Annotated in this window: 24 protein-coding genes; 7 read left to right on the forward strand and 17 right to left on the reverse strand. The window is 71.6% G+C overall.

The genetic code is table 11. From position 1 onward, the window contains the following. Positions 1-98: 98 nt before the first annotated feature. From IPJ78_04540 to IPJ78_04565, 6 genes are read right to left on the reverse strand one after another with little or no spacing between them, the layout of a single operon-like run. Positions 99-2,054, reverse strand: a complete 1,956-nt coding sequence (locus IPJ78_04540; GenBank protein MBK7905814.1) for a hypothetical protein — start codon at positions 2,052-2,054, stop codon at positions 99-101. Beyond that, on the reverse strand, positions 2,054-2,914 hold the full coding sequence (locus IPJ78_04545) for a class I SAM-dependent methyltransferase (GenBank protein ID MBK7905815.1): 861 nt from the start codon (positions 2,912-2,914) through the stop codon (positions 2,054-2,056). The genes IPJ78_04540 and IPJ78_04545 overlap by 1 nt, the downstream gene beginning before the upstream one ends. Then, entirely contained in the window at positions 2,911-4,032 is a 1,122-nt protein-coding gene (locus tag IPJ78_04550; protein ID MBK7905816.1) for a glycosyltransferase, read from the reverse strand. Before IPJ78_04550 ends, IPJ78_04545 begins: the two co-directional genes overlap by 4 nt. Then, positions 4,026-5,105, reverse strand: coding sequence for an ABC transporter ATP-binding protein (locus tag IPJ78_04555; GenBank protein ID MBK7905817.1), 1,080 nt, complete (start codon positions 5,103-5,105; stop codon positions 4,026-4,028). Before IPJ78_04555 ends, IPJ78_04550 begins: the two co-directional genes overlap by 7 nt. Then, positions 5,102-5,899, reverse strand: coding sequence for an ABC transporter permease (locus IPJ78_04560; GenBank protein MBK7905818.1), 798 nt, complete (start codon positions 5,897-5,899; stop codon positions 5,102-5,104). Before IPJ78_04560 ends, IPJ78_04555 begins: the two co-directional genes overlap by 4 nt. Continuing rightward, positions 5,896-6,831, reverse strand: a complete 936-nt coding sequence (locus tag IPJ78_04565) for an extracellular solute-binding protein (GenBank protein MBK7905819.1) — start codon at positions 6,829-6,831, stop codon at positions 5,896-5,898. Before IPJ78_04565 ends, IPJ78_04560 begins: the two co-directional genes overlap by 4 nt. A gap of 78 nt (positions 6,832-6,909) precedes the next feature. Between IPJ78_04565 and IPJ78_04570 the strand changes: the two genes are divergently transcribed. The 5 genes from IPJ78_04570 to IPJ78_04590 are packed head-to-tail and all read left to right on the forward strand — an operon-like array spanning position 6,910 to position 11,316. Next, positions 6,910-7,875: an ATP-binding cassette domain-containing protein gene (locus IPJ78_04570; GenBank protein ID MBK7905820.1), complete on the forward strand. Its 966-nt coding sequence runs from the start codon at positions 6,910-6,912 to the stop codon at positions 7,873-7,875. Then, positions 7,868-9,166, forward strand: a complete 1,299-nt coding sequence (locus tag IPJ78_04575; GenBank protein ID MBK7905821.1) for an ABC transporter permease — start codon at positions 7,868-7,870, stop codon at positions 9,164-9,166. The genes IPJ78_04570 and IPJ78_04575 overlap by 8 nt, the downstream gene beginning before the upstream one ends. Before the next feature lie 58 nt (positions 9,167-9,224). Further along, a complete protein-coding gene (locus tag IPJ78_04580) occupies positions 9,225-9,794 on the forward strand; it encodes a sigma-70 family RNA polymerase sigma factor (protein MBK7905822.1) in 570 nt (189 codons plus the stop codon). Continuing rightward, a complete protein-coding gene (locus IPJ78_04585; GenBank protein ID MBK7905823.1) occupies positions 9,791-10,429 on the forward strand; it encodes a hypothetical protein in 639 nt (212 codons plus the stop codon). Before IPJ78_04580 ends, IPJ78_04585 begins: the two co-directional genes overlap by 4 nt. Then, positions 10,426-11,316: a hypothetical protein gene (locus tag IPJ78_04590; GenBank protein ID MBK7905824.1), complete on the forward strand. Its 891-nt coding sequence runs from the start codon at positions 10,426-10,428 to the stop codon at positions 11,314-11,316. The genes IPJ78_04585 and IPJ78_04590 overlap by 4 nt, the downstream gene beginning before the upstream one ends. 38 nt (positions 11,317-11,354) lie before the next feature. Here IPJ78_04590 and IPJ78_04595 read toward each other — a convergent pair whose 3' ends face one another. The 10 genes from IPJ78_04595 to IPJ78_04640 all read right to left on the reverse strand — a co-directional run bounded on the left by IPJ78_04595 (position 11,355) and on the right by IPJ78_04640 (position 18,666). Further along, entirely contained in the window at positions 11,355-11,789 is a 435-nt protein-coding gene (locus tag IPJ78_04595; protein MBK7905825.1) for a BrxA/BrxB family bacilliredoxin, read from the reverse strand. 95 nt (positions 11,790-11,884) lie between these two features. Beyond that, positions 11,885-12,244, reverse strand: a complete 360-nt coding sequence (locus tag IPJ78_04600; GenBank protein MBK7905826.1) for a co-chaperone GroES — start codon at positions 12,242-12,244, stop codon at positions 11,885-11,887. 21 nt (positions 12,245-12,265) lie between these two features. Beyond that, positions 12,266-13,669, reverse strand: coding sequence for an aminopeptidase P family protein (locus IPJ78_04605; protein ID MBK7905827.1), 1,404 nt, complete (start codon positions 13,667-13,669; stop codon positions 12,266-12,268). Continuing rightward, positions 13,666-14,199, reverse strand: coding sequence for a hypothetical protein (locus tag IPJ78_04610; GenBank protein MBK7905828.1), 534 nt, complete (start codon positions 14,197-14,199; stop codon positions 13,666-13,668). Before IPJ78_04610 ends, IPJ78_04605 begins: the two co-directional genes overlap by 4 nt. A gap of 12 nt (positions 14,200-14,211) precedes the next feature. Continuing rightward, positions 14,212-14,733, reverse strand: coding sequence for a RidA family protein (locus IPJ78_04615; GenBank protein ID MBK7905829.1), 522 nt, complete (start codon positions 14,731-14,733; stop codon positions 14,212-14,214). Continuing rightward, positions 14,730-15,521, reverse strand: coding sequence for a signal peptidase I (gene lepB / locus IPJ78_04620; protein MBK7905830.1), 792 nt, complete (start codon positions 15,519-15,521; stop codon positions 14,730-14,732). The genes IPJ78_04615 and lepB overlap by 4 nt, the downstream gene beginning before the upstream one ends. 143 nt (positions 15,522-15,664) lie before the next feature. Beyond that, positions 15,665-15,997, reverse strand: coding sequence for a hypothetical protein (locus tag IPJ78_04625; GenBank protein ID MBK7905831.1), 333 nt, complete (start codon positions 15,995-15,997; stop codon positions 15,665-15,667). Positions 15,998-16,269: 272 nt separating this feature from the next. Further along, positions 16,270-17,184: a deoxyribonuclease IV gene (locus IPJ78_04630; GenBank protein ID MBK7905832.1), complete on the reverse strand. Its 915-nt coding sequence runs from the start codon at positions 17,182-17,184 to the stop codon at positions 16,270-16,272. Then, positions 17,181-17,861: a response regulator gene (locus IPJ78_04635; protein ID MBK7905833.1), complete on the reverse strand. Its 681-nt coding sequence runs from the start codon at positions 17,859-17,861 to the stop codon at positions 17,181-17,183. The genes IPJ78_04630 and IPJ78_04635 overlap by 4 nt, the downstream gene beginning before the upstream one ends. A gap of 10 nt (positions 17,862-17,871) precedes the next feature. Then, the gene (locus tag IPJ78_04640; GenBank protein ID MBK7905834.1) at positions 17,872-18,666 is read right to left on the reverse strand and encodes an exo-alpha-sialidase; all 795 of its coding nucleotides are present in this window, start codon (positions 18,664-18,666) and stop codon (positions 17,872-17,874) included. Positions 18,667-18,726: 60 nt separating this feature from the next. On the opposite strand from IPJ78_04640, the gene pruA reads away from it, so the two are divergent. After that, positions 18,727-20,361, forward strand: a complete 1,635-nt coding sequence (gene pruA, locus IPJ78_04645) for an L-glutamate gamma-semialdehyde dehydrogenase (GenBank protein ID MBK7905835.1) — start codon at positions 18,727-18,729, stop codon at positions 20,359-20,361. 95 nt (positions 20,362-20,456) lie between these two features. Further along, positions 20,457-21,359, forward strand: a complete 903-nt coding sequence (locus tag IPJ78_04650) for a PhzF family phenazine biosynthesis protein (GenBank protein ID MBK7905836.1) — start codon at positions 20,457-20,459, stop codon at positions 21,357-21,359. 7 nt (positions 21,360-21,366) lie between these two features. On the opposite strand, the gene IPJ78_04655 is transcribed toward IPJ78_04650, so the two are convergent. Beyond that, positions 21,367-22,746 carry a diguanylate cyclase gene (locus tag IPJ78_04655; GenBank protein ID MBK7905837.1) on the reverse strand — a complete coding sequence of 460 codons (1,380 nt, stop codon included), beginning with the start codon at positions 22,744-22,746 and terminating at the stop codon, positions 21,367-21,369. Positions 22,747-22,784: the final 38 nt, after the last annotated feature.

Here is a 22,784-nt window from a genome sequence, read left to right on the forward strand (position 1 = left end):
GCATGCGGCCGGGTGCTGGAGCACCACGATGCTCGTGGCATCATCACCACCGATACCCACGGCACCGCGTCTGACATCGAAATCGCGCGCCCTCGGGCTCAGCGCAGCGCGAACAACTCCACCCCCGGCCCCACCGTCGTGTTCGGCCCCAGGCACCGATCCCGGAACCGGGCGAACCGGTCGAGCATGAACGCGCGTGGATCCGCGCCGCGGTTCACGTAGTACTCCACCGACCCCGCGCCGACGAGCAGGTGCGTGATCCCGGTCCCCTTGAGGCAGGTCTCCGCCGCGGGCGACTGCGCGACGTAAGTCCAGTTGGAGAGCATCACGTCCACGAGCACGTCGCGCTCGAAGGCGAGGCCGCGCGCCTCCCAGAGGAAGAGCACCTTCGATCCCGCGGGGACGAGCCGCTGCACGTTGGCGACGGTGGGCGCCAGCTCGCGTGAGGTGCCGTCAGGATGGCGGCGCCAGACCTCCTGCGCGCTCGCGGCGCCGACGGCGTGGCGCACCAGCACATAGTCGCCGCGCGTGAAGCGCTGGCGCAGCGCGCCGGAGAGCGGGAGGAGCGCACTCACGAGCGCGACCGCCCAGAGCGCGCGACGCATCCCGCCGCTCATGCGCGCGCCAAGGCGCGCGTTGGCCGACTCGAGCGCGGCGGCGACGGCCACCGCGAGCGCGGGGATGGCGGGCATGAGGTAGCGCATGTTGATCTGTCCGAACGGGACGATCACGAGCGCGGCGTACGTGAGCGCGACGGCGCCTGCACCGGCGGCGCGCTTGTGCGACCTGAGTGCGAGCAACACGAGCGGCAGCGCGAGCAGCAGCGGCGAGAGCGCGTAGAACGCCCCTTCGCCCTCGATGGTGAGCTTGCCGGGATCGAAGAACGCGTCGAGCAGGTCGAAGCTCGCGCGCGCCTCGGGAAGGGCGGAGAGGATGGACGCATCGACGGTCGGCGGACGCACCTGCGTTCCGTAGAGCTGCGCGATCCAGGGCTCGAACCAGCCGGGTGCGCCCTTGGGATACAGCGGGGCGCCGACGAGGAGCTGGTTCTTGAGGTACCAGGGCGCGCTCGCGAGCGCGGCGAGCGTGGCCGCGATCACCGCGGGCCGCACGCCGCGCGCGGCGATCCAGCCGAGCGGGACGAGCGCGAGCGCATACGCGCCGGCCTGCGGCTTGATCCCCATCGCGACGGCGACGAGCAGTGCGGCGACGAGCACGAGACGATGATCGGCCTCGTCCGTGGCGGTGAGCAGCGCGAGGTGCGCGGCGACCAGCGCGAGCACGAGCGTCACGTCCACGCGCGCGGTGATCGCGACGAGCATGAAGGCGGGCGAGCCGAGCACCATCGCCGCGGAGAGCCAGCCACCGGCGCGCGAGACGCCGGCGCGCTCGGCGAGTTGCCCGGTGCTCATGAGCGTGAGCACGAGCGCCGCCACCTGCATCACGGCAGGGCCGGAGCGCAGTCCGGCGGCCAACAGCGGGAGCGTGGCGAAGTGCGAGGCGCCGACGAGCGCGACATGGAACGAGTCGGCCGGCGTGGCGAGGCGACCCTGCCCGAGGAGTCCGAGCGGGATGCGCAGGTGGTACATCAACGAGTCCCACTCGGTGGGCGGCGCGATGGCGCCGGCGAGGAGCAGGACGACGAGGATGGCGAGCACCGCGCGCAGCAGCGGCGCGAGTCGCGCGACGAGCGCGTCACCGCCGGCGGTCGCGGTCATCTCACGCGCGGGCATCAATCGCGCGCCGAGCTCGCGCGCGGCAGCGATCCATTCACGGAACGACGCGGCGGCGAGCAGCGCGGTGATCGCGAGCACGCTCACCGGCTGGAGCGCGCCGGCGAGCCCGGCGCCGAGCAGCAGCAGGGCGAGGACGCCGGCGCCGAGCGTCGCGTCCACCGGCCAGCGCCAGGCGGCCGCCGCCGGACCGCGCGCGCCGAGGAGTGCCCGCACCCGTGCGCCGATGGCGACATGCGTGAGGAGCAGCAGCAGCGCGCCGCAGAGCGTGGCGAGGTGACTCAGCAGGAGCGGGAGGCCGGTCCGGATGTCGCTGTACATCAGGGTCTCACCGCGTCGAGGACGAAGCCGTTGCCGAGCTCGCTGCCCGTGAACCAGTGCTGCACGCCGAAGGCCGCGCGCATCGCGAGCCGGCCGGGGAGTGCGGTCATCAACGGATAGAGCCGCGTCTCGACCGTGCGCTTCACGCCGCTCTCGCCGCTGCGGGCATCACGCGCGGCGGCATCGTCACCGCCGGCCGGTGCGACGCCACCGCGCCTGGCCAGCGCGCGCGCATGCGCCCACGCGTTCAATGGCTCGATGACGTTGCTCAGCGGGAACCCGTAGTTGTCGCAACGCTCGACGCGCAGCCCCGCACGCTCGGCGAGCGCGACGAAGTCCTTGCGATCGTAGCGGCGCACATGGCCCGCCCAGGTGTCGGTCGCGGTCCAGCGATGCGCGTGCGCCGGCACCGAGAGCAGCGCGCGCCCGCCGGGCCGGAGGCACCTGAGCCACGACGCGAGCGCGCCGGTGTCGTCCTCGATGTGCTCGAGCACCTCGAACGAGAGCAGGTAGTCGAAGCGCCCGGCCCACTCGTCGCGCACGGCCTCGTGCACGGCGACCTGCGGGAAATCGGCGACCATCCGCTGCGCGAGCGCGCGCGCGGCGGGGGCGGTCTCGACCGCCGTGGGTTCGAAGCCGAGCGCCGCGAGGTCGGCGAGGAGACTGCCGGCACCGCACCCGATCTCGAGCACGCGACCGCGCGGGAGGGTGCGCATCCTTCGCAATACGGTGTCGCGTCGCAGGAGGAATCGCGGCGCGGGGACCCAGCCGAGCGCGACGGCGGCGCGGCCGAAGTCGCGGTCCTCGGTGATCGCGGGATCGCGCGGGGCGCGGAGCGGCGCAGGAGCCGGTGCGGTCACGCGAGACCGTCCACCACGCGCAGGAACGCTTCGCCCACCTCGCGCGCGCCGATCACGGGCATCGGCGGCGCGTCGGGCCACGCGCCGCGCGCCACGATCCCCGCGACGCACTCGGCGAGCGCCGCATCATCGCCGGGCGCGACGCGCAGCACCCACGGATGCCCGGGCGCGAAGGTCGCGAGCGCGGGGGTGTCGCCGGAGATGAGCGGCGTCTGCGTGGCGGCGATCTCGTACGCCTTGTTGGGGATCACGGTGGTCGCCTTCCCCGAGGTGCCGAAGATGCCGAGCCCCACATCGCAGGCGTGGATGCGGCCGGGGATCCCGGCCGCGTCGATCCAGCCGAGCTGCGTCACGGAGCGCGCGCCGAGCTCGGCGATGAGCGCGGTGATGCGTGGCTGTTCCTGTCCGGTGCCGGCGAGTTCCCACCGCACCGCGACGCCCGCCTCCTCGAGCCGCTTGGCGGCGCGCACGATGGTCTCGAGTCCATGGAGCGGAATGTACTGTCCATAGAAGAAGACCCGGAGCGGCGCGTGCACGGTGGGCCGGCCGGCGCGCGGCGGGAAGCGCGCGGGATCGGTGCCGAGCGGGACGTCGCCCACGGTCTGCGGCACGACACCCATGATCGCCTCGAACCGCCGCGCATGCGCCGGCGTGTCGATGAACGCGCGATCGGCGGCGCGCACGGCGACCCATTCGCAGGCGTAGAGGATCCACGCGAGCGGGTTCCAGCGCGAGAGCATCCGGCGGTCGTTCACCGCGGTGTCGTAGGGCGAGATGAAGACCTGCCACACCACCGGCGTGCCGCGGAAGCTCGTGAACGGCAGCAGCACCAGGAGATCGAAGAGCCCGAGATACGGCACGAGCACCATCGCGTGCGGCGGCGCGGCGAGATAGTCGCGCACGAGCCGCGGCATGACCGCGAGCCAGCGCCACGCGGCGCGCAACTGCTCGCCGCGGGTGAGCGTCCCCTTGTCGCGCACGCCGGCCCAGATGTCGGCGTGCACCTCGTGCAGCTCCACCCCGACCGCGCGGATGCCGGCGAGCAGCTGCCGCACGTTGGGCTTGGAGACGTCGTACGTCCCCCAGACGAGCAGCGGGCCGCGCGTCGGCGCTAGCACAGGTGGACCGCCATCGCCTTGAAGCTCGCGACCACGGCGAGACCGGGTTCGATGCGGAGCTCCTTCGCCGAGCGCGTGGTGAGCGCGGCGACGAGCGGCGTGCCCCGCACCTCGATCGTCACGCGCGTGAGCGCGCCGAGCGTCGCGACCTCCACCACGCGTCCGGCGAACCGATTACGCGCCGAGTCGTGCGTCTGGTCGCGCGCGATGGTGATCTCCTCGGCGCGGATCACGGCATGACCGGCCCCCGGCGCGAAGTCGCCGACGGCGTACAGCGTGAGTCCCTCCGACTCGAAGGCGAAGGCGCGATGCCCGTGCGCGTACTCGCTCGGCGCGCCGTCGATCCAGTCGGGCGCGGCCTCGCCGAGGTCGCGCGCCGTGCCGGCGAGGACGTTCTCGGCGCCGAGGAACTCGGCGACGTAGGGCGAGGCGGGGCGCCGGAAGACCTCGGCGGGCGGCCCCGACTGGAGCACGCGCCCCGCGTCGAGGAGGATCGCCTGGTCGCCGAGCATGCCGGCCTCGGCGAAGTCGTGCGTCACCTGCAGCGTGGTGAGCCCCCATGCGCGATGGAGTGCGCGCACCTCGCGGCGGATGAGCGCGCGACGGCGCGGGTCGAGCGCGCTGAAGGGCTCGTCGAGGAGGAGCAGCCGCGGGCGTCGTGCGAGGGCGCGGGCGAGCGCGACCATCTGGCGTTCGCCGCCGGAGAGGCCGCGCACCTCGCGCGCGAGGAGCGGCGTGACGCCCATGCGCTCGGTGGCCTCGTCGAAGGCGGCGGCGTCGCTGGAGCCGTAGGCGACGTTCTCGCGCACGGAGAGGTGCGGGAAGAGGAACGCATGCTGGTAGACGAGGCCGATGCCGCGCTCCTCGGGCGGGACGGCGCGCGCGTCGGCACCGCCGAGATGGACCGTGCCCGCGGTCGGCGCGAGGAGGCCCGCGATGACCTCGAGGAGCGTGGTCTTCCCCGAGCCGGCAGGACCGATCACGACGCCGAAGGCGCCGGCGTCGAGCGCGAAGGTGACGTCGCGCAGCGCGAAGCGGCCCTTCTTCGCGGAGAGTCCGTCGAGGCGGATCATCGCTCGCTCGCGCCGTCGGTGCGCAGCGCGCGGAGGAGCGTGAGCGGCACGAGCGCGAGGAGGGCGAGCGCGGCGGCGACGGGAAGCGCCTCGCGGAGGCCGTAGCTCGTGAAGCGGTCGTAGCTCAGCACGCTCACGACCTTGGGGTTGTACGTGAGGATGACGATCGCGCCGAACTCGCTCACCGCGCGCGCCCACATCACCACCGCGGCGGCAAGGAGGCCGCGGCCGGCGAGGGGGAGCGTGACGCGGCGGAAGGCGCGCCAGGGCGAGTCGCCGAGCGTGCGCGCGACGCCCTCGTAGCGGGGATCGACCTTGGCGAAGGCCTCGCGCGCGCCGCTCACGAAGAGCGGCGCCGAGACGAAGAGCATCGCGGCGATGATGCCGAGCGGCGTGCCGACGATGCGGAGGCCGAGCTCGAGCGCCGCGCCGCCGACGGCGCTCTCGCGGCCGAGGAGGAGCAGCAGCGCGATGCCGGCGACGGGATGCGGGATGAGCAGCGGCAGGTCAAGCAGCGCGGAGAGGATGGCGCGTCCGGGGAACTCGCGGCGCGCGAGCATGTAGGCGAGTGGCGTGGCGCAGGCGGCGCCGATGAGCATCGCCGTGGTGGCGCAGAGTGCCGTGAGGAGGAGCGAGTCGCGCAGCTCGGCGTCGCTGCCGAGCCGCCGCAGGCCTTCGGCGCCGCCGACGCCGACGAGCTCGACGATGGGGGCTGCGAGGAAGAGCAGCAGCGCCGAGCCGGCGAGCGCGGCGAGGACGCTGAGCAGGCGCGGGAGCGCGCGGGACCGGCTCACGGCAGCGGCATCCATGGCGCGACGAGCCCCTGCGGATTCGGCACATCGAGCGCGTCGAGTCCGGCGGCGCGGAGGATCGCGCGGCCGTCAGGGGAGAGGAGGAAGCGGGCGAAGCGCTCGGCGAGCGCCGGGTGCGGTGCTGCCTTGGGGATGGCGAAGGCGTACACTATGGGCCGGCCGACGAACGTGACCGAGTCGCCGGCGGTCGCGCCGCGGATCGTGACCTGCGCGGTGGCGTAGGTGGCGGCCGAGTCAGGGGAGGCGAGATCGATCGCGGCCGGAAGGGTCACGAAGCGCAGCCCGGTGGCGCGGGCGAGCGACTCGTAGGACCAGATGTAGTCGAGCTCGCCGGCCTGCAGGAGCCCGACGAGATCGGCCTCCTTGGGGCGGACGTTGCGCGCGGCGTGCGCGGCGGCGAGTCGGGCAGCGAGGCCCGGTTCGCGGTGGTGCCGTTCGGCGAGCTGCCAGACGAGGAGCGTCCGATAGCCGTTGGGGTCCAGGTTGGGGTCGGAGCGGCCCGTCTCGACGCCCGGGCGCAGGAGGATCCGCGACCAGTTCTCGCCGGTGATCTCGTCGGCGAAGCGCGACCGGTCGGTGTAGGCGAGCACCATGCGGTTGCGCGCGAACTCGACCCACGCGTTCACGTGGTCCGGCACGAGGTAGGTCGGGAAGACCTCGGCGTCGGCGAGGGCGATGAGGTCGGGGATCTTGCCGAGTTCGGTGAGCTTGCGCGCGGTCTCGAGGGACCCGGCGGATTCCTGTTCGACGACCACGCCCTCGCGGGCGGCGAAGGTGTCGAGCACGGCGCGGAGCGGGCGGGCGAGGCTGCCGGCGTTGTAGACGACGAGGCCCTCGCCGGCGGGGCGATCGGCGCCACGACACCCGGCGAGGAGGGTGGCGGCCACGAGGAGGAGGAACCCATTCAGGCGCATCGCCGTAGTGTCGCGAGCGCGGCTCACCCGCACCAGCCCCCGCGCGTATATTCCCTCGACCCTTCCCCTCGGGAACAGATGACAGAACTCGCCCTCGACATCCGGGGCGTCTCCAAGCGGTATGCGGCGCATGTCGCCGTCGCGGACCTCAGCCTCGCGGTCCCGCGCGGCGCGGTCTACGGTCTGCTCGGCCCCAACGGCGCCGGCAAGACGACCACGATCCGGATGATCCTCAACATCATCGCGCCCGACAGCGGCGCGATCACCGTCCTCGGCCGGCCCAACACCGACCAGTCCATCCTCGACCGCCTCGGGTACCTCCCCGAGGAGCGCGGCCTCTACAAGAAGATGGTCGTGCGCGACGTGCTGAAGTTCCTCGCCGAGCTGAAGGGCGTGGAGCGGAAGACGGCGGACGCCCGCATCGACGAGTGGCTCGACCGGCTCTCGCTCCGCACGGCGGAGAAGGACTGGGGGAAGCAGAAGGTGGAGGAGCTCTCGCGCGGCATGCAGCAGAAGGTGCAGTTCATCGGCACGCTGCTGCACGACCCGGAGCTGGTGATCCTCGACGAGCCGTTCAGCGGGCTCGACCCGATCAACGCGCAGGCGTTGAAGGACACGGTAGTGGAGCTCAAGCGCCGCGGGAAGACGGTGATCTTCTCCACGCACCTGATGGACAACGCCGAGCGGCTGTGCGACTCGGTGTGCATCATCGCCGGGGGCCGGAAGGTGCTCGACGGGACGGTGGCGGCGGTGAAGGCCGAGAACGCGGGGCGCACGGTGGCGCTCGCGGTGGAGGGCGGGGCCGACGCGTCGGTGATGGCGGTGCTCGGCGACCGCGCGCTGGTGGAGCGGGTGGACGACAACAATCGCTACTTCGAGGTGGAGCTCGCGGTGGGCGCCGACTCGCAGGTGCTGCTCCGCCGGGTGCTCGACGCCGGCGCGCGCATCTCGCGGTTCGAGCGCGTGCAGCCGTCGCTCCACCAGATCTTCCTGCAACGCGTCGGCGCCACGGGCGTCGAGGAGGGGATGAGCGGCCATGGGTAAGCTCTGGGCGGTCATCAAGCGCGAGTACCTCGAGCGCGTGCGCAACAAGTGGTTCATCATCGTCACGGTCTTCGGGCCGGTCTTCTTCGCGATGATCATGGTGCTGCCGGCGTACCTCTCGGTGCGGGGCATCCGCGACGCGAAGGTGGGCGGGATCCGGATCGTGGACGCCTCGGGCGTCGGGCTCGGGGCGCGCGTGGCCGAGCGGCTCGCGACGCCGGCGCTGCAGGGCGCGCCCGCGCCGGCGGCGGTGCCGGTGGACCTGGTCGACTCCACGTCGCTCGCCGCCGCGGAGTCGGTGCTGGTGGCGGACGTGGTGGCGAAGAAGCTCACCGGGTTCCTCGTGATCGAGCCGTCCACGATCAATGACGGTCGCGCGCGCTACGCGGGGCGGAACGCGTCGTCGATCGGCGAGAACGAGCAGGTGGAGGGCGCGCTGCGCGGCGCGCTCATGGGCTATCGCATGGAGACCGCGGGGCTCGACGCGAGCATGGCGCGCGAACTGGCGCGGCTCCGCGTGAACGTCTCCACCGAGCGGATCACCGACGAGGGCCGCGGCGGTTCCGGCGTGGCGGCGGCGATCTTCGGCTTCGCGATCGCGTTCCTGCTCTACATGACGATCATCCTCTACGGCCAGGCGATCCTGCGCGGCGTGCTGGAGGAGAAGACGACGCGCGTGGCCGAGGTGATCATCTCGAGCGTGAAGCCGGACACGCTGCTCGCCGGGAAGGTGATCGGCGTGGGTGCGGTGGGGCTCACGCAGTACGCCGTCTGGATCGGCAGCGGGTTCCTGCTCTGGGGCCAGCGCGCCCGGTTGCTCGGCGCGATGGGCGTGGACGGGATGCCGACGAGCATGCCGTTCCCGTCGATCGCCCCGGCGACGCTCGCGGCGCTCATCCTGTTCTTCCTGCTCGGCTACACGTTCTACGCGTCGATGTTCGCCGCGGTGGGCTCGATGGTGGGGAGCCAGGAGGAGGCGAACCAGGCCGCGCAGCCGGTGATGATGCTGCTCGTGTTCTCGATCATCTTCGTGCAGCCGGTGATGCTCAACCCGACCGGCCAGCTGGCGCAGGTCATGAGCTGGCTGCCGTTCTCGGCGCCGATCATCATGCCGTTGCGGATGACGGCGACACCGGTCGCGCCGCTGGAGATCGCGGCGGTGCTGCTAGGCCTGCTCGTCGCGTGCGTGGTGGTGATCTGGATCTCGGCCCGCATCTACCGGGTGGGGATGCTGATGTACGGCAAGCGTCCGTCGCTGCGCGAACTCGCGCGCTGGGTCCGGCAGAGCTGAACCGGCCGACGGACCGGCTGTAAACGCGCCCGGGGCGGGTGGCATCACAGGAGTGTCCGTGCCTCCCGCCCCTGCCCCGGAGCCGCGCGCCCTCGAGACCCCCGAGGCGCTCGAAGACGTCCGCGCCGCCCAGCGCGGCGACGCGGACGCGTTCGGGCGTCTCTATCGCCGCCATGTGGGGCGGGTGCACGCGCTGGCGCTCCGGCTCACCGCCGACCGCGGGCGCGCCGAGGAGCTGGTGCAGGATGCGTTCGTGCGGGCGTGGGAGAAGCTGGGGAGCTTCCGCGGCGAGAGCGCGTTCGGGACCTGGCTGCACCGGCTGACGGTGAACGTGTTCCTGGTGCAGGTGCGCAGCCACCAGCGGCGCGGGGCGCACGAGGAACTGCCGGGGGAGCTGCCCGAGCCGGCGCTCGACGTGGAGGGCGAGGGACTCGGGCGTGAGGGGCGGATGGACCTCGAGGCGGCGATCGCGCGGCTCAGTCCGGGCGCGCGGACGGCGTTCGTGCTGCACGAGCTCGAGGGCTACTCGCACGAGGAGATCGCGGCGATGTCGGGAGTGGCCGCGGCGACGATCCGCGCGCAGCTGTTCCGGGCGCGGAAACGACTGCTGGAGGTGCTGGAACGATGACGGACCGTGACGAGACGCCTGACCGCGCCGCCGACGGCGCGCACGAACTGGACGCTGCGGAGGCGGCGCGCCTGCGCGCGGCGCTCCAGCGGCTTCCTGCGGCCGTGGAGCCCGAACGCGACCTCTGGCCCTCCATCCGTGCGCGGATCGATCAGGGGCGGGTGCAGGCGCTGCCACGTGGCGGCGGAGCGGCCTCGCGCCCCGCAGGCGAGCGCTGGCCGTGGTACGCGCGGCCACAGCGCCTCGCGGCGGCGGCGGCGCTGCTCGTAGCAGCCACGGCGACCGCGACCTGGTGGACGATGCGCACCACGCCGACCAGCGATCTCGCGGATGTCACGGCACCGGCCGCTGCGGTCGATCCCGCCGCCGCGCTGGCCTCGTTCGCCTCGTATGAGCGCTCGGCGGCCGAGCTGACCGCCACGCTCGAGCGGCGCCGCGGCGCGCTCGATCCCAACACGCTGGCCGTGCTCGAGCGTACGCTCCGCACCATCGACGGCGCGATCGCCGAGGCGCGCGAGGCGCTCGCGACCGATCCGGGGAACGCGGCGGTGCAAGGGTTCGTCGCGACGGCGTACCGACAGAAGATCGACTTCCTGCGCCGGGCGAACGATGTCGCGGCGGAGCTCGGGTCATGAGACGCGTCGTCCTGCTCCTGGGACTCCTGCTCCTCGCGACGCCCGGCACGGCGCAGCAGGTCCCGATCGCGCGCGGCTGGCCGCTCGACCGCGACGGCCTCGTGAAGCTGTTCAATCCCAACGGGCGCATCCGCGTGATCGGCTGGGACCGCGACAGCATCGCCGTCACCGGCACGACGACGCGCGGCACGACGGTGTTCGGCGGCGGCTCGCGTCGCGCGGTGAAGTTCGGCACCGAGGGGCACGACATGACGGCGTGGGCCGACCTCACCGTGCGCGTGCCGGCCGGTGCGGTCGTCTGGGTGCGCGGCGCGGCGACCGACATCTCGGTGGAAGGGCTCACCGGCGGCGTGGACGTGGGCTGCGTGAGCGGCCTCGTCCGCATCACCGGCGACCCGCGCGACCTCACCGCCGAGGCGATGGACGGGAGTCTCGAGATCCTCGGCTCGCCGGGAACGTTGCGCGCGAAGACGGCGAGCGGGTCGCTGCTGTGGATGGGTCACGCGGAGGACGCGACGCTCGGGAGCGTGAGCGGGAGCATCCGCGCGGGGCGCGGGCCCTTCGGTCAGGTGCGGATCGAGACCATCTCCGGCGATGTCTCCGTCGACGCGGCGCTGCTCCCGACGGCCGACTTGGTGGTCGAGTCGCACAGCGGGTCGGTGACGCTGCGCCTGCCGTCCGCGGTCCCCGCGCGCCTCACCGTCGATGCCGCGCGGCTCACCGGCGTACCCGGCGCAGCCACCGGTCCCGCACCGCCGGGAAAGCGCGCCCCGCCGCGGACGGTGGCGTTGCACGGCGCATCGGCGACGGGGGCGGCCGCGTCGATCACGGTGCGGTCGTTCAAGGGCGAACTGACGCTCCTGCCCGCGACCGCGCCGCCCCGGTAGCGCGCGCCTGCGCGCGCGGACGATAGCGCACGCGGACGCTAGCTCGCGCTGCTGGCCGCCGCGCAGTGCGTGTCGAACGCCTTCGTGAGGTCGGCGGCGATGGACTCCACCGAGCGCCCCTCGATCTGCCACCGCTCCACCATGTGCACGAGCTTGCCGTCGCGCAGCAGCCCGATGCTCGGCGAGCTCGGCGCGTAGCCGGTGAAGTAGCCGCGCGCCTGGCGCGTGGCATCGGCGTCGTTGCCGGCGAAGACCGTGTAGAGATGCTCGGGCTTCACGCCATGCTGGAGCGCGACGGCGATGGCGGGGCGCAGGTTGCGCGCGGCGCAGCCGCAGACCGAGTTGACGACCACGAGCCGGGTGCCGGGCGCATCCTTGAGCGCCTCGTCCACGGCGGCGGCGGAGCGGAGCTCGCTGATGCCGAGGCGGGTGAGCTCCTCGCGCATGGGGGTCACGAATCTCTCGTCGTACATCATGGGGCGATGAAGGCTGAAGGATGAAGGGAGAAGGTGGTGGTTCGGGATGCGGGATGCGGGGGAACCTCCCCCCTTCATCCTTCAGCCTTCATCTACTCGCGCGACAGCGCGAGTACTGCGGCCTGCGGCACCACCAGGTATCGCTCGTTCTCGAACGTGATCTCCACCGCCGCCTTCCGGAAGAAGATCGCGTAGTCGCCGACCTGTGCCTGCATCGGCACGTGCTTGGCGCCCGACGTCGCGCCGATGCGCCAGGGCTCGTCCAGATGGTCGCTCACCTCGGGCAACGGCTGCCCCGGGCCGGTCGCGACGATCGTGCCGCCCTGCACCTGCTGGTTCTCGATCGCCGTCGCCGGGAGGTAGAGCCCGACCTTCGTGCGCTCCTCGCCCTCCTCGAGCTTGATGAGCACGCGGTCACCGACGACCAGGAGTTCCTTCTTGCCTTTGCGCATACGGGAACAAGTCTATCAGGTTCACTTCACGAGGAACAAGCGGTCCTGCCGCTTGATCGCCCAGCGCGCGACACCGTTCGGACCGATCACCGCGTCCTCCTCCTGCGCCATCCGCACGCGCTGGCCGCCCCACTCGGGGACCGGCGAGGTGGCCTGCAGCTCGATCGAGTACCACATGTTCGCGATCACCGTCGCGTCGCCGCGGCCGGGGACGCCGTCCTGGTAGTCCCAGAGACCGACGAGCGGGCCGGCGCCGTGGCCGTGCTTGCCGATCGGGTGCGAGTAGATCGTGCCGTCGATCCCCATCGCGCCCATCCGCTGCCGCGAGCGCGCGAGCACGGTGTTGCCGGTGCGGCCGGCGCGGAGCTCCTCCATCACGATGTCCTGCAGCTGGTTCGACCGCTTGAGCGCGGCGGTGAGTCCCGCCGGCGCCTCGGTCTCGCCCGGCAGGAGCACGTACGCCATGTGCTGCGTGTCGGTGTTGAGTCCGAGCGCGGTGATGCCGAGGTCCGAGTGCAGCACGTCGCCGCGCTGGATGATCGGGTCGTCGCCGAGCTGTGCGTCGGTCGCGCCCTTGCGCTGCACCTCGATGCTCGGCTGGAACCAGGTGCCGAGCCCGAGGTCGTTCACCTGCTGCCGCCACCACCAGACGAGGTCGCTCGTGCGCGTGACGCCGGGCTTCACCACCTCGGCGGAGAACATCCGCTCGGAGAGCTCCCACACGAGCGCCTGCAGCTTGGCGTAGAACTGCGCCTCCTCGGGGAGCCGCGTGGCGATCATCTCGAGGGCGAGCGCCTCGGCGGGCCGGAAGCGCGAGGCGAGCGCGGGGCCGAGCGCCTCGGTCATCCCGTCGCGCTCGCCGGCGGTGAGGCCGTCGGTGAAGGCGAAGGTGCGCGAGACGTCGATGGCGATGACCTTCGGCGCGCGCTCCTCGAGGACGGTCTTGAGCACCGACCACTGCTGGTCGCCCCAGAGCTCGGCCTGGCGGCCGCTGAGGTCGCCGGCGACGGCGGTCATGGCGCGACGCGCCTCGTAGAGCCCGCCCTGCGAGGTGCCGCCGAGGGCGATGCGTTCGACGCAGGAGCCGTCGCCCGGATCGGTGCGGCCGCTCGCGGCGCACTTGTCGAAGAAGACGTAGATGGTGCGGCGGCGCGCGGCGAAGGTCGTCGGCGAGACGAGCGAGGAGAAGACGGGGTCCTCGTTGTACTCGCGCATGGGGACGACCCAGGCATCGACACCGTGCTTGCGCATGAGCGCGGGGAGCACGGTGCGGAGGCGCACCGCGAGCCAGCCCTGCTGGATGTCGGCCTGTTCGCGCAGTGTGCCGAAGGGACGGCGCGGCGCGGCCTGCGCCTCGAGGTTCCCGGCGGCTGGGAGCGCGAGGAGGACGGCGAGGGCCGCGCGAGCGATCGAGTGACGGATCATGGGATCTCCGGTGGGACGACGGCGGTGGTCGTGCGCCGCTCCTTCTTCCGCGGCATGAGGACGAGGCGGACCATCGTGGAGACGAAGGCGAGCAGGAGCGCGAAGAGCGTGATGCCGGCGATGCGCACGACGGCGAGCTTGAAGGCCGAGCCTTGCCAGTCCTCGAGCGTCGCGGTGAGGCTCCCGATGCGCTCGAGGCCCGCGACGGTGAGCGCGAGGCTCACGCCGATCTCGGTGGCGGCCTCGAGCACGGCGAAGAGCGGCGCGCGCCAGAGCCAGGCGCGGACGGGATAGTTGCCGAGGTGGAGCGTGGCGAGGAGGAAGAGGATCGCGACGCCGCCGAGGAAGGTGCCGGCGATCCAGGTCCAGCTGTTGCTCCACCCGAACTGCAGGATGGCCGCGCGATAGAGGCGGAGGCTGGCGCCGGTGAGCAGCGCCATGGCGAGCACGTTGAGCGAGAACTTCCGGACGACCGTCGGCTCCTCGAGGTCGAGCTGCGTCAGCACCATCGTGGGGCGGAGGAGCGGCATCGTCGCGTCAGCTCAGGCGGTGGCGATGCATTCGATCTCGACGCGCGCGCCGAGCGCGAGGCCGTTGGCGCCGAGGGCGCTGCGCGCCGGCAGGCGTCCCGGCGTGAAGTAGGTGCGGTATACCGCGTTCATGCGGTCCCACTCCTTCATGTCGGCCATCATCACGGTGCACTTGATGACCTTGTCCATCGACGAGCCCACGGCGAGGAGCGTGGTGCGGATGTTCTCGAGCGTCGCGCGCGTCTCGGCCTCGATGCCGCCGGGCACGAGGGTGCTCGCGTTGGCCGAGGCATCGGCGGTGCCGATCTGTCCCGAGAGGTAGATGAGGTTCCCCACGCGCACGGCGGGGGAGAAGGGACGCGTGGGCGTGCCGAAGGGCGTGAGGTAGCGCGCCGTGTCGCCGACGCTCACGGCGGCGTCGCTGCCGTCGGAGACGCGATCGAGGCGCCGCTCGAGCCGTCGTTCGCGCGCGGCGCGGCAGCCGGTCGCGAGGAGCGCGACGGCGAGGAGGAGCAGGGCGGGACGCGGGCTCATCGGATCACCGTGCCGAGGCGGGACCAGCGGATGTCGGTGATCGCCGGGAGGGGGCGATCGGAGTCGTCCGCGTTGTAGGAGTAGTACACGAAGAGTGGCCGGCCGCGGATGTTCTTGCGCGGCACGAAACCGTAGAAGCGGCTGTCGATCGAGTTGTAGCGATTATCACCCATGAACCAGAAGTGCGCCTCGGGGATGATGAACGGCCCCCAGTCGTCGATGGTCGGCTCGGCGGGCGGCGCGCCGAAGCGCGTCGTCTTGATCTCGACCTCGTGCTGCCAGCGCAGGATGGGATCGGGATTGTCGCCCATGAGCTCGCCGGGGCGGCCCGAGGCGTAGCCCTGGCGCTGCGGCTCGCCGTTGATGTGCACCACGCCGCTGCGCGAGTGGATGGTGTCGCCCGGCATGCCGATGAGGCGCTTCACGACGGTCGGCGTGGGATCGTCGGGGTTGAACGCCTGGTAGGGCGAGACGAAGACGACGATGTCGCCGCGGCGCGGCTCGGCGTAGCCGGGGAGGTTCACCTTCGTGAACGGGATGTTGGGCCCGAAGCGGAGCTTGTTCACGAAGAGCCAATCGCCGACGAGCATCGTCGGGATCATCGAACCCGAGGGGATGCGATACGCCTCGACGAGGAAGGTGCGGAGGAGGAGGAAGATCGCGATGGTGCCGGCGAGCGACTTGAAGACCTCCCACGCCTTGGCCGGGGAGGAACCGCCCTTGCGGCCGCGCGCGGCGGCGACGGAGTTGGCGGGCTTGTCGGAGGTCTTGGACTTCTTCGCGGCCACGGCGGACGGGGCAAGGGGAACGGAGGGCACGAGGCCCGCGCCGCACGGCGGCGCACGAGGGGAATCTGCCGTGATTACCCCGCAAAGACGAGAGGGGCGCGCCTCGCGGCGCGCCCCCCCGTCCCAGCCGATCGATCAGTGCCTTACTTGAGGCACTTCGAGACGAGCTTGGTCATGTCGAACATCGACACCTGCGCCTTGCCACCGAAGACGAGCTTGAGCTTGTCGTCGGCGTTGATCATGCGGCGGTTCTTCTTGTCCTGGAGGCCGTTCTTCTTGATGTAGGCCCAGAGCTTCTTGGTGAGCTCGGTGCGCGGGAGCGGCGCGGCGCCGACGACGGCGGCGAGCTTCTCGTTCGGCGTCACCGGCTTCATGAACGCGGCGTTCGGCTTGCGCTTCGCGGCCTTCTTCTTCGGCGCGGCCTTCTTCGTCGCCTTCTTCGCGGCCTTCTTGGCGGTCTTCTTCTTCGCAGCCATTTCGAACATCTCCTCGAGAGGAAGTGAGGATCGCGCGGTGCTACGCCCGGTCGAGTCGTGCGCGATCTGTACTCGAAAGTAAGGCGGTTCCCCTCTGGCGCAATAGGCAATCCCCTCTGAGAACCGGGGAATCCCCCTCTGGGAACGGGGTGATCTCCCTCTGGGGCGGGCCCGCGGGGGCCCTCGCGCGGGGGTCTCCCCCCTCGGGGAATGGGCGATTCTCCCTCGGAGAACCCCCTTTCATCCTTCACCCTTCAGCCTTCATCCCCTCGTCAGCCGCGCAGGAATCCCTCGAGCAGTTCGATCATCCGCGCGTCGGCCGGATCGGCCGAGACGTCGTCCTCGACGACCGATTCCCGCTCTGACGGCGTCTCGAGGATGAGCGGGATCCCCTCGGAGATGGGCGCGCGCACGAGCCAGCGGAACGGCTCGGCGCCGATCATCCCCGCCCCGAGGAGCGCGTGGCGATCCTTGTTGCTCGCGAACGGATGCTGGCTGTCGTTCAGGTGGAAGAAGGCCGGCGGCTCGCCGATGGTGCGCACGAACGCCTCGAGGGTGCGCGCCTGCGCCTCGGGCGAGGAATGGATGTCGTGCCCTGCGGCGAAGAGGTGACAGGTGTCGAGCCCGTACCCGGTGCGATGGCGCAACGCCGGCGGCACCTGCGCGAGCATCGTCGCGATCTCCTCGGCGGTGCGTCCCATGGTGCGCCCTGCGCCGGCGGTGTTCTCGATGAGGACGCGCGAGCCGCTCCCCTCGGGGACGCTCGCGAGCGCGTGCGCGATGGCCTGCCCCACGCGCACCGCCGCATCGACCGGGTCGCTCTCCCCCGCCGAGCCGGGATGGAAGCAGCAGCCCCACGCGCCGAGCGCGCTCGTGCGCTCGTACTCCTTGGCGAGTCCGGCGCGCGCCTTGGCGGCCTTGGCCTCCTCGGGGGAGGCGGTGTTGAGCACATACGCCGCGTGCACGAGCACGTGCCGGCGCGCGATCCCCGCGGCGTCGAGCGCGGCGTGGACCTTCGCCGCCCTGTCCGGCTTGATCGTGACCTTCTCGTTGTAGTACGTCGGCGGCGCGGTGAAGACCTGGAGCGCGCGCGCGCCGGCGTTCGCCGCGCGCTGCACCGCGATGGGGAGTCCGCCGTCGTCGGCGGGATGCACGCCGAGGATGCGCGTCGCGGAGGGAGCGGTCATGCGGTCCCCTTGGGCTTGCCGAGGTCGACCATGCGCTGGCCGAGCGCGTACTCGACCGATTGCGGGTCGGTGAGGGCGTTGAGGCGCTTCACCACGTCGGCGATGCGGCGCGCCTGCTGGTCGATCACGCGCAGCGTCGCGGCCGACTCGTCGGCGGGGAGGATGCCGCCCGAGAGCAGCGCGCTGTTGGTGAGGAGCGCCGCGAGCGGATTGTTGATCTCGTGCTGCAGCGCGAGGGAGACCTCGCCGACGCCGGCGAGATAGCGCGCCTTGCGGAGTTCCGCCTCGGCGGCGCGGCGCGCGGTCCCGTTCTCCATCCGGCGCGCCGCGATGCGGAGGCGCGCGGCGATGTCCTCGGGGGTCACCGGCTTGGAGAGATAGTCGTCGGCGCCCGCGTCGAGCACCGCCTCGAGCGAGTTCATGCCACTGCGCGCGGTGATGACGAGCAGGTAGGTGTAGGCGCCGTCGGGGTGCGCGCGCACGCGGCGGCAGACCTCGAGCCCGTCGGCGCCGGGCATCTGCCAGTCGAGGACGACCATCTCGGCCGGTTCACGCGCGAAGGCCGACCAGACGGCGTCGCCATCGGCGAACATCTCGACCGTGTGCCCGTGCACCTCGAGCACCGCGGCGGTCAGCTCGCGCATCAGTTCGTCGTCGTCGGCCAGGAGCACGCGCATCAGGCTTGCCTCACCAGGTCAGGGTCCCTTCGCGCTGCACGGTACGCGGCCACCGGCCCCCGCGCTGTGACGTGGTCCACACGATGATCACGCGTCCGCCGCGCACCGCGACCTGCGGGCCCGTGGATTCGCCGTTGTCCTCGGAGACGGGCGGCCGCGACTCGAAGATGTGGCCCTGCGTCCGCGAGAGCGCCATCCCGATGCGGGGGAGGCGGCTGTTGGGGTCCTCGTACACCACGACGACGGTGTCGCCCCGCGAGGCGACCGCGGCGCGCGACGGACGGTCGCCGTAGACGATGGGGACCGGCTCATGCCAGCGCGCGCCGCGCTCCATGGAGTGCGTGAAGAAGAGCCCGGCCCCCTCGCGCGCGACGAGGAAGTACGCGAGATGCACCCACCCATTGAGTGCGTCCGCGGCGAGGAACGGCACCGGCCGGTCGCAGCCGGCGGTGCCGACGTCGGTGGAATCCGCGGTGACGGCCGGCTCCCAGACGTGGCCACCATCATCGGAACGCGCGATGCGCAGCCGCACGCTCGAGTCGGGGCGGATGGCGAGCCAGCTCGCATAGGCCGCACCGTCGCTCGCCTGCACCGCGCGCCGCGTCGCGCGGCAGGCAGCAGGCTCGTCCGGCCACGAGGGCGGCGTCCAGGCGGGGACGAGGCGCGCCTGCCCCGCCGAGTCGAGCGCGAGGCGCAGCGAGTCGGCGAGCCCGCCGTCGCCGATCGCGGCCGTCTCGCCCCATGCGACCGGCTGCGGGACGCACGCCGTGCCGGCGAGCAGGAGGAGCAGCAGGGAGAGGCGCACGGCTGAAGTATCACCCGGCATGAGTGTAGATTCCAAGCTCGACCCTCCACCCCGACGACCATGCCCGCCTTCTCGCCGAACGGCGTCCGCCAGCTCCCGCCGCACGCCAACGAGCCGATCAAGAGCTACGCCCCCGGTTCCCCCGAGCGCACCTCGTTGCAGGCGCGACTCAAGGCGATGGAGTCGGAGTGCCCGGAGATCCCGGTGGTCGTCGCGGGGAAGGAGATCCGCACCGGCGACCTCGGCAAGTCCGTCTCGCCGCACAAGCACGGGCACGTGACCGCGACCTACCACAAGGCGACGGCGCAGAACGTCCGCGACGCGATCACGAGCTCGGCCGCGGCGTGGAAGGAATGGAGCGAGTGGAGCTGGGAGGAACGCGCCGCCGTCTTCCTCAAGGCCGCCGACCTCCTCGCCGGCCCGTGGCGTGACACGCTCAACGCCGCGACGATGCTCGGGCAGTCGAAGACCGTGTTCCAGAGCGAGATCGACGCCGCGTGCGAGATGGTGGACTTCTTCCGCTTCAACGCCGCCTTCGCGCGCGACATCTACACCGAGCAGCCGGTGTCGGCGCCGGGGATGTGGAACCAGCTCGAGTACCGCGCGCTCGAAGGGTTCGTGTACGCCGTGTCGCCGTTCAACTTCACCGCGATCGGCGGCAACCTCGCCGGCTCGCCGGCGCTGATGGGCAACACCGTGCTCTGGAAGCCCGCTGCGACGGCGATGCTCTCCGGGTGGTACACGTACAAGCTCCTCGAGGAAGCCGGGCTGCCCCCGGGCGTGATCAACTTCCTCCCCGGCGACCCGGCGATGATCTCCGAGATCGCGCTCACGGACCCGGCGCTCGCCGGCGTGCACTTCACCGGCTCCACCGGCGTGTTCAACAACATGTGGGGCACGATCGGGAAGAACATGGGGCGCTATCGCTCCTATCCGCGGATCGTGGGCGAGACGGGCGGCAAGGACTTCATGATCGCGCATCCCTCGGCCGACGTCGCCGCCTTCGCGGTGGGCGTGGTGCGTGGCGCCTTCGAGTACCAGGGCCAGAAGTGCTCGGCCTGCTCGCGCATCTACGTGCCGAAGTCGATCTGGCCCGAGGTGAAGGAGCGGATGACCGCGATGATCCAGGACATCCGGATGGGCGACGTGAACGACTTCCGGAACTTCATGGGCGCGGTCATCGACCAGAAGGCGTTCGACCGGATCAGCGGCTACCTCGCCGACGCGAAGGCCAACGCGACCGTGGTCGCCGGCGGCGGCGTGAAGGGCGACGTGGGCTACTTCGTCGAGCCGACGCTCATCGAGACGAAGGACCCGTCGTACCGCCTGATGTGCGAGGAGATCTTCGGCCCCGTGGTGACGGCGTACGTGTACGACGACGACAAGTGGAGCGAGACGCTGGAACTCGTCGACCGGACGTCGCCGTACGCGCTCACCGGCGCGGTGTTCGCGCAGGACCGGAACGCGGTGCGCGAGGCGCACGCGAAGCTCCGGCATGCGGCGGGCAACTTCTACGTGAACGACAAGTGCACCGGCGCGGTGGTGGGGCAGCAGCCGTTCGGCGGCGCGCGCGCCTCGGGCACGAACGACAAGGCGGGGTCGAAGCTGAACCTGCTGCGCTGGGTGAGCGCGCGGACGATCAAGGAGACCTTCGTGCCACCGACGGATTATCGCTATCCGTTCATGGCCGAGTAGCGCATGGATGAATGCTGAAGGATGAAGGCTGAAAGTGAACGACAGCCCCGCATCCCCATCTTTCATCCTTCCTCATTCAGCCTGCATCCCACGCCATGCGATTCTTGACTCTCGATGTGTTCTCTCCCGTGGCGTTCGGCGGCAACCAGCTCGCCGTCTTCCCCGACGCGCGCGGGATCCCCGAGGGGCTGCTGCTGAAGCTCTGCCAGGAGTTCAACTTCTCCGAGGTGACCTTCTGCTATCCGCCCGAGGATCCCTCGCACACGCGGAAGGTCAGGATCTTCACGCCGGACAAGGAGATGCCGTTCGCCGGGCATCCGACGATCGGCACCGCGGCGGCGCTCGCGCTCTGCGAGGGGGCGCTCCCCGACGGGCATGGCCGCTTCACCTTCGAGATGGGCGTGGGCGTGGTGCCGGTGGATGTGCGCGTGGAGTCGCCGACCCGCGCCTGGGCGGAACTCTCGGTGGCGAAGCTCCCCGAGGTGGGCCCGCACGCGCCGACGATCAACACGCTCGCCGACATCCTCTCGCTCGAGCCCACCGACCTGATGGGCGGGGCGATGTCGCCGCAGGCGGTCTCGTGCGGCTACCCGTTCCTCATCGTGCCGCTCAAGTCGCTCAAGGCGCTCAAGGTGGCGCGCGTTCGCATGGACCCGTGGGAGCGCACGCTGCAGCGCTTCTGGGCCCCGGAGATCCTCGTCGTCGCGCGCGACCCCGAGCAGGGCGAGCATCACTGGCGCGCGCGGATGTTCGCGCCGGGCATCCGCGTCCCCGAGGATCCCGCCACCGGCTCGGCGATCGCCGCCTTCGGTGGATGGCTCGCGATGAAGGATCCCAAGGCCGATGGCGCGTTCGCCTGGTCGGTGGACCAGGGGATCGAGATGGGACGGCCGAGCCGGCTCGACGTGAGCGCGGACAAGGCGGGCGGTCAGGTGACGGCGGTGCGCGTCGCCGGACGCGCGGTGCTGGTCAGCGAAGGGACGCTACGGCTGCCCTGAGCGCGGTCTACTCGACCGCGCGGATCATCGACGGCGTGGAGTGGCGCGCGCGCCCATGCGCGGCGCCGTCGAACGCGCGCATCCCGGCGTGCCACACGACCGCGCGGTCACGGCCGTTGCGCTTGGCGACGTAGAGCGCCTCGTCGGCGCGGGCGAGCAGCGTCTTCGCCACCTCGTCGTCCCGCGCCGGCGCCGCCGCCACGCCCACGCTGGTGGTGATCCGCCGCTCCGGCGGGAGCGAGCGGAACTGGTGCTGGCGGAAGGCCTGCATCACGCGCTCGGCGAGGATGAGCGCCCCCTCGTCGTTCGAGTCGGGTGCGAGGATGGTGAACTCCTCGCCGCCGATGCGCGCCACCACGTCCACGTCGCGCGCCGTCTCCCGCAGCAGCGCACCCACCTCGCGGATCACCTCGTCGCCCGTGAGGTGCCCGTACTCGTCGTTGATGTGCTTGAAGTGGTCGACGTCGATCGCGAGCACCGCGATGTTCTTCTTGGCGCGCACCGCGCGCGAGACCTCGCGCTCGGCGAGCTGGTTGAGCCCGCGCCGGTTGAAGCAGCCCGAGAGCGGATCGGTGAGCACGATCGTCTCGAGGTGCGAGCGCATCTTGTTGTACGCGCGCCCGATCACCGTGACCGGGTCGGGCATCTGGTCGGCGCCTTCGTCATAGCGCGCCGAGAAGTCGCCGTCCTGCGCCTTGGTGAAGACCTGCACCAGGCTGCGCATCCGCTGCGCCACGTGTCCCTGCAGCCCGACGTAGACGAGCACGCCGATGGCGTAGAGCGCGAGGGTCCAGAGCTCCTCGGGCGGAGAGGTCGCGGCGCCGGCGTCCGCCGCGAGCGCGATGAGCCCCGTGTAGCCGATCCCGACGAAGAGCAGGTTCGCGACCGTCACCGTCCAGCCGAAGAAGAGCTGCGTGAGCTGGACGGTGAAGATCGAGACGATGAGCGCGCGGTCGTAGTGCTCGGGCGGCGTCATGAGCGCCACCGCCGTGAAGAGCGAGACCATGTCGCTCGCGATCGCCGCGACCGCCAGCCCGCGCGATGCCCGACCGGCGCGCCGCAGGTGCCAGACGAGCACGCGGTGCAGCAGCAGGTAGGCGACGATGAGCGCCAGCACCCAGAGCAGGGCCGGGCGCAACCCGATCCGCTCGACGAACACCGAGTCCGACGAGATCACGCCGAACCACTTCAGCGTGATGGTCGAGAAGCCGACGAGCGAGATGAAGACCGCGCGATAGCGCCCCTGCCAGAGCAGGATCTCGGCGTTCGCCTGTTCCTCGGCCTGATGCGCGGCGACGGGGTCTTGCAGGGCGAGCTCGGACGGTGGACGGGAGGTGGACGACGAGGGGGGCGCCTCTAATGAGACACCCCCCTGACAGATTGGCAAGAGCCTCTGTCCGCCCCCTGTGCGGTGTCGCGGAACTG

The organism is Gemmatimonadota bacterium, assembly GCA_016714015.1.
In the GTDB taxonomy this organism is placed as follows: domain Bacteria; phylum Gemmatimonadota; class Gemmatimonadetes; order Gemmatimonadales; family Gemmatimonadaceae; genus Pseudogemmatithrix.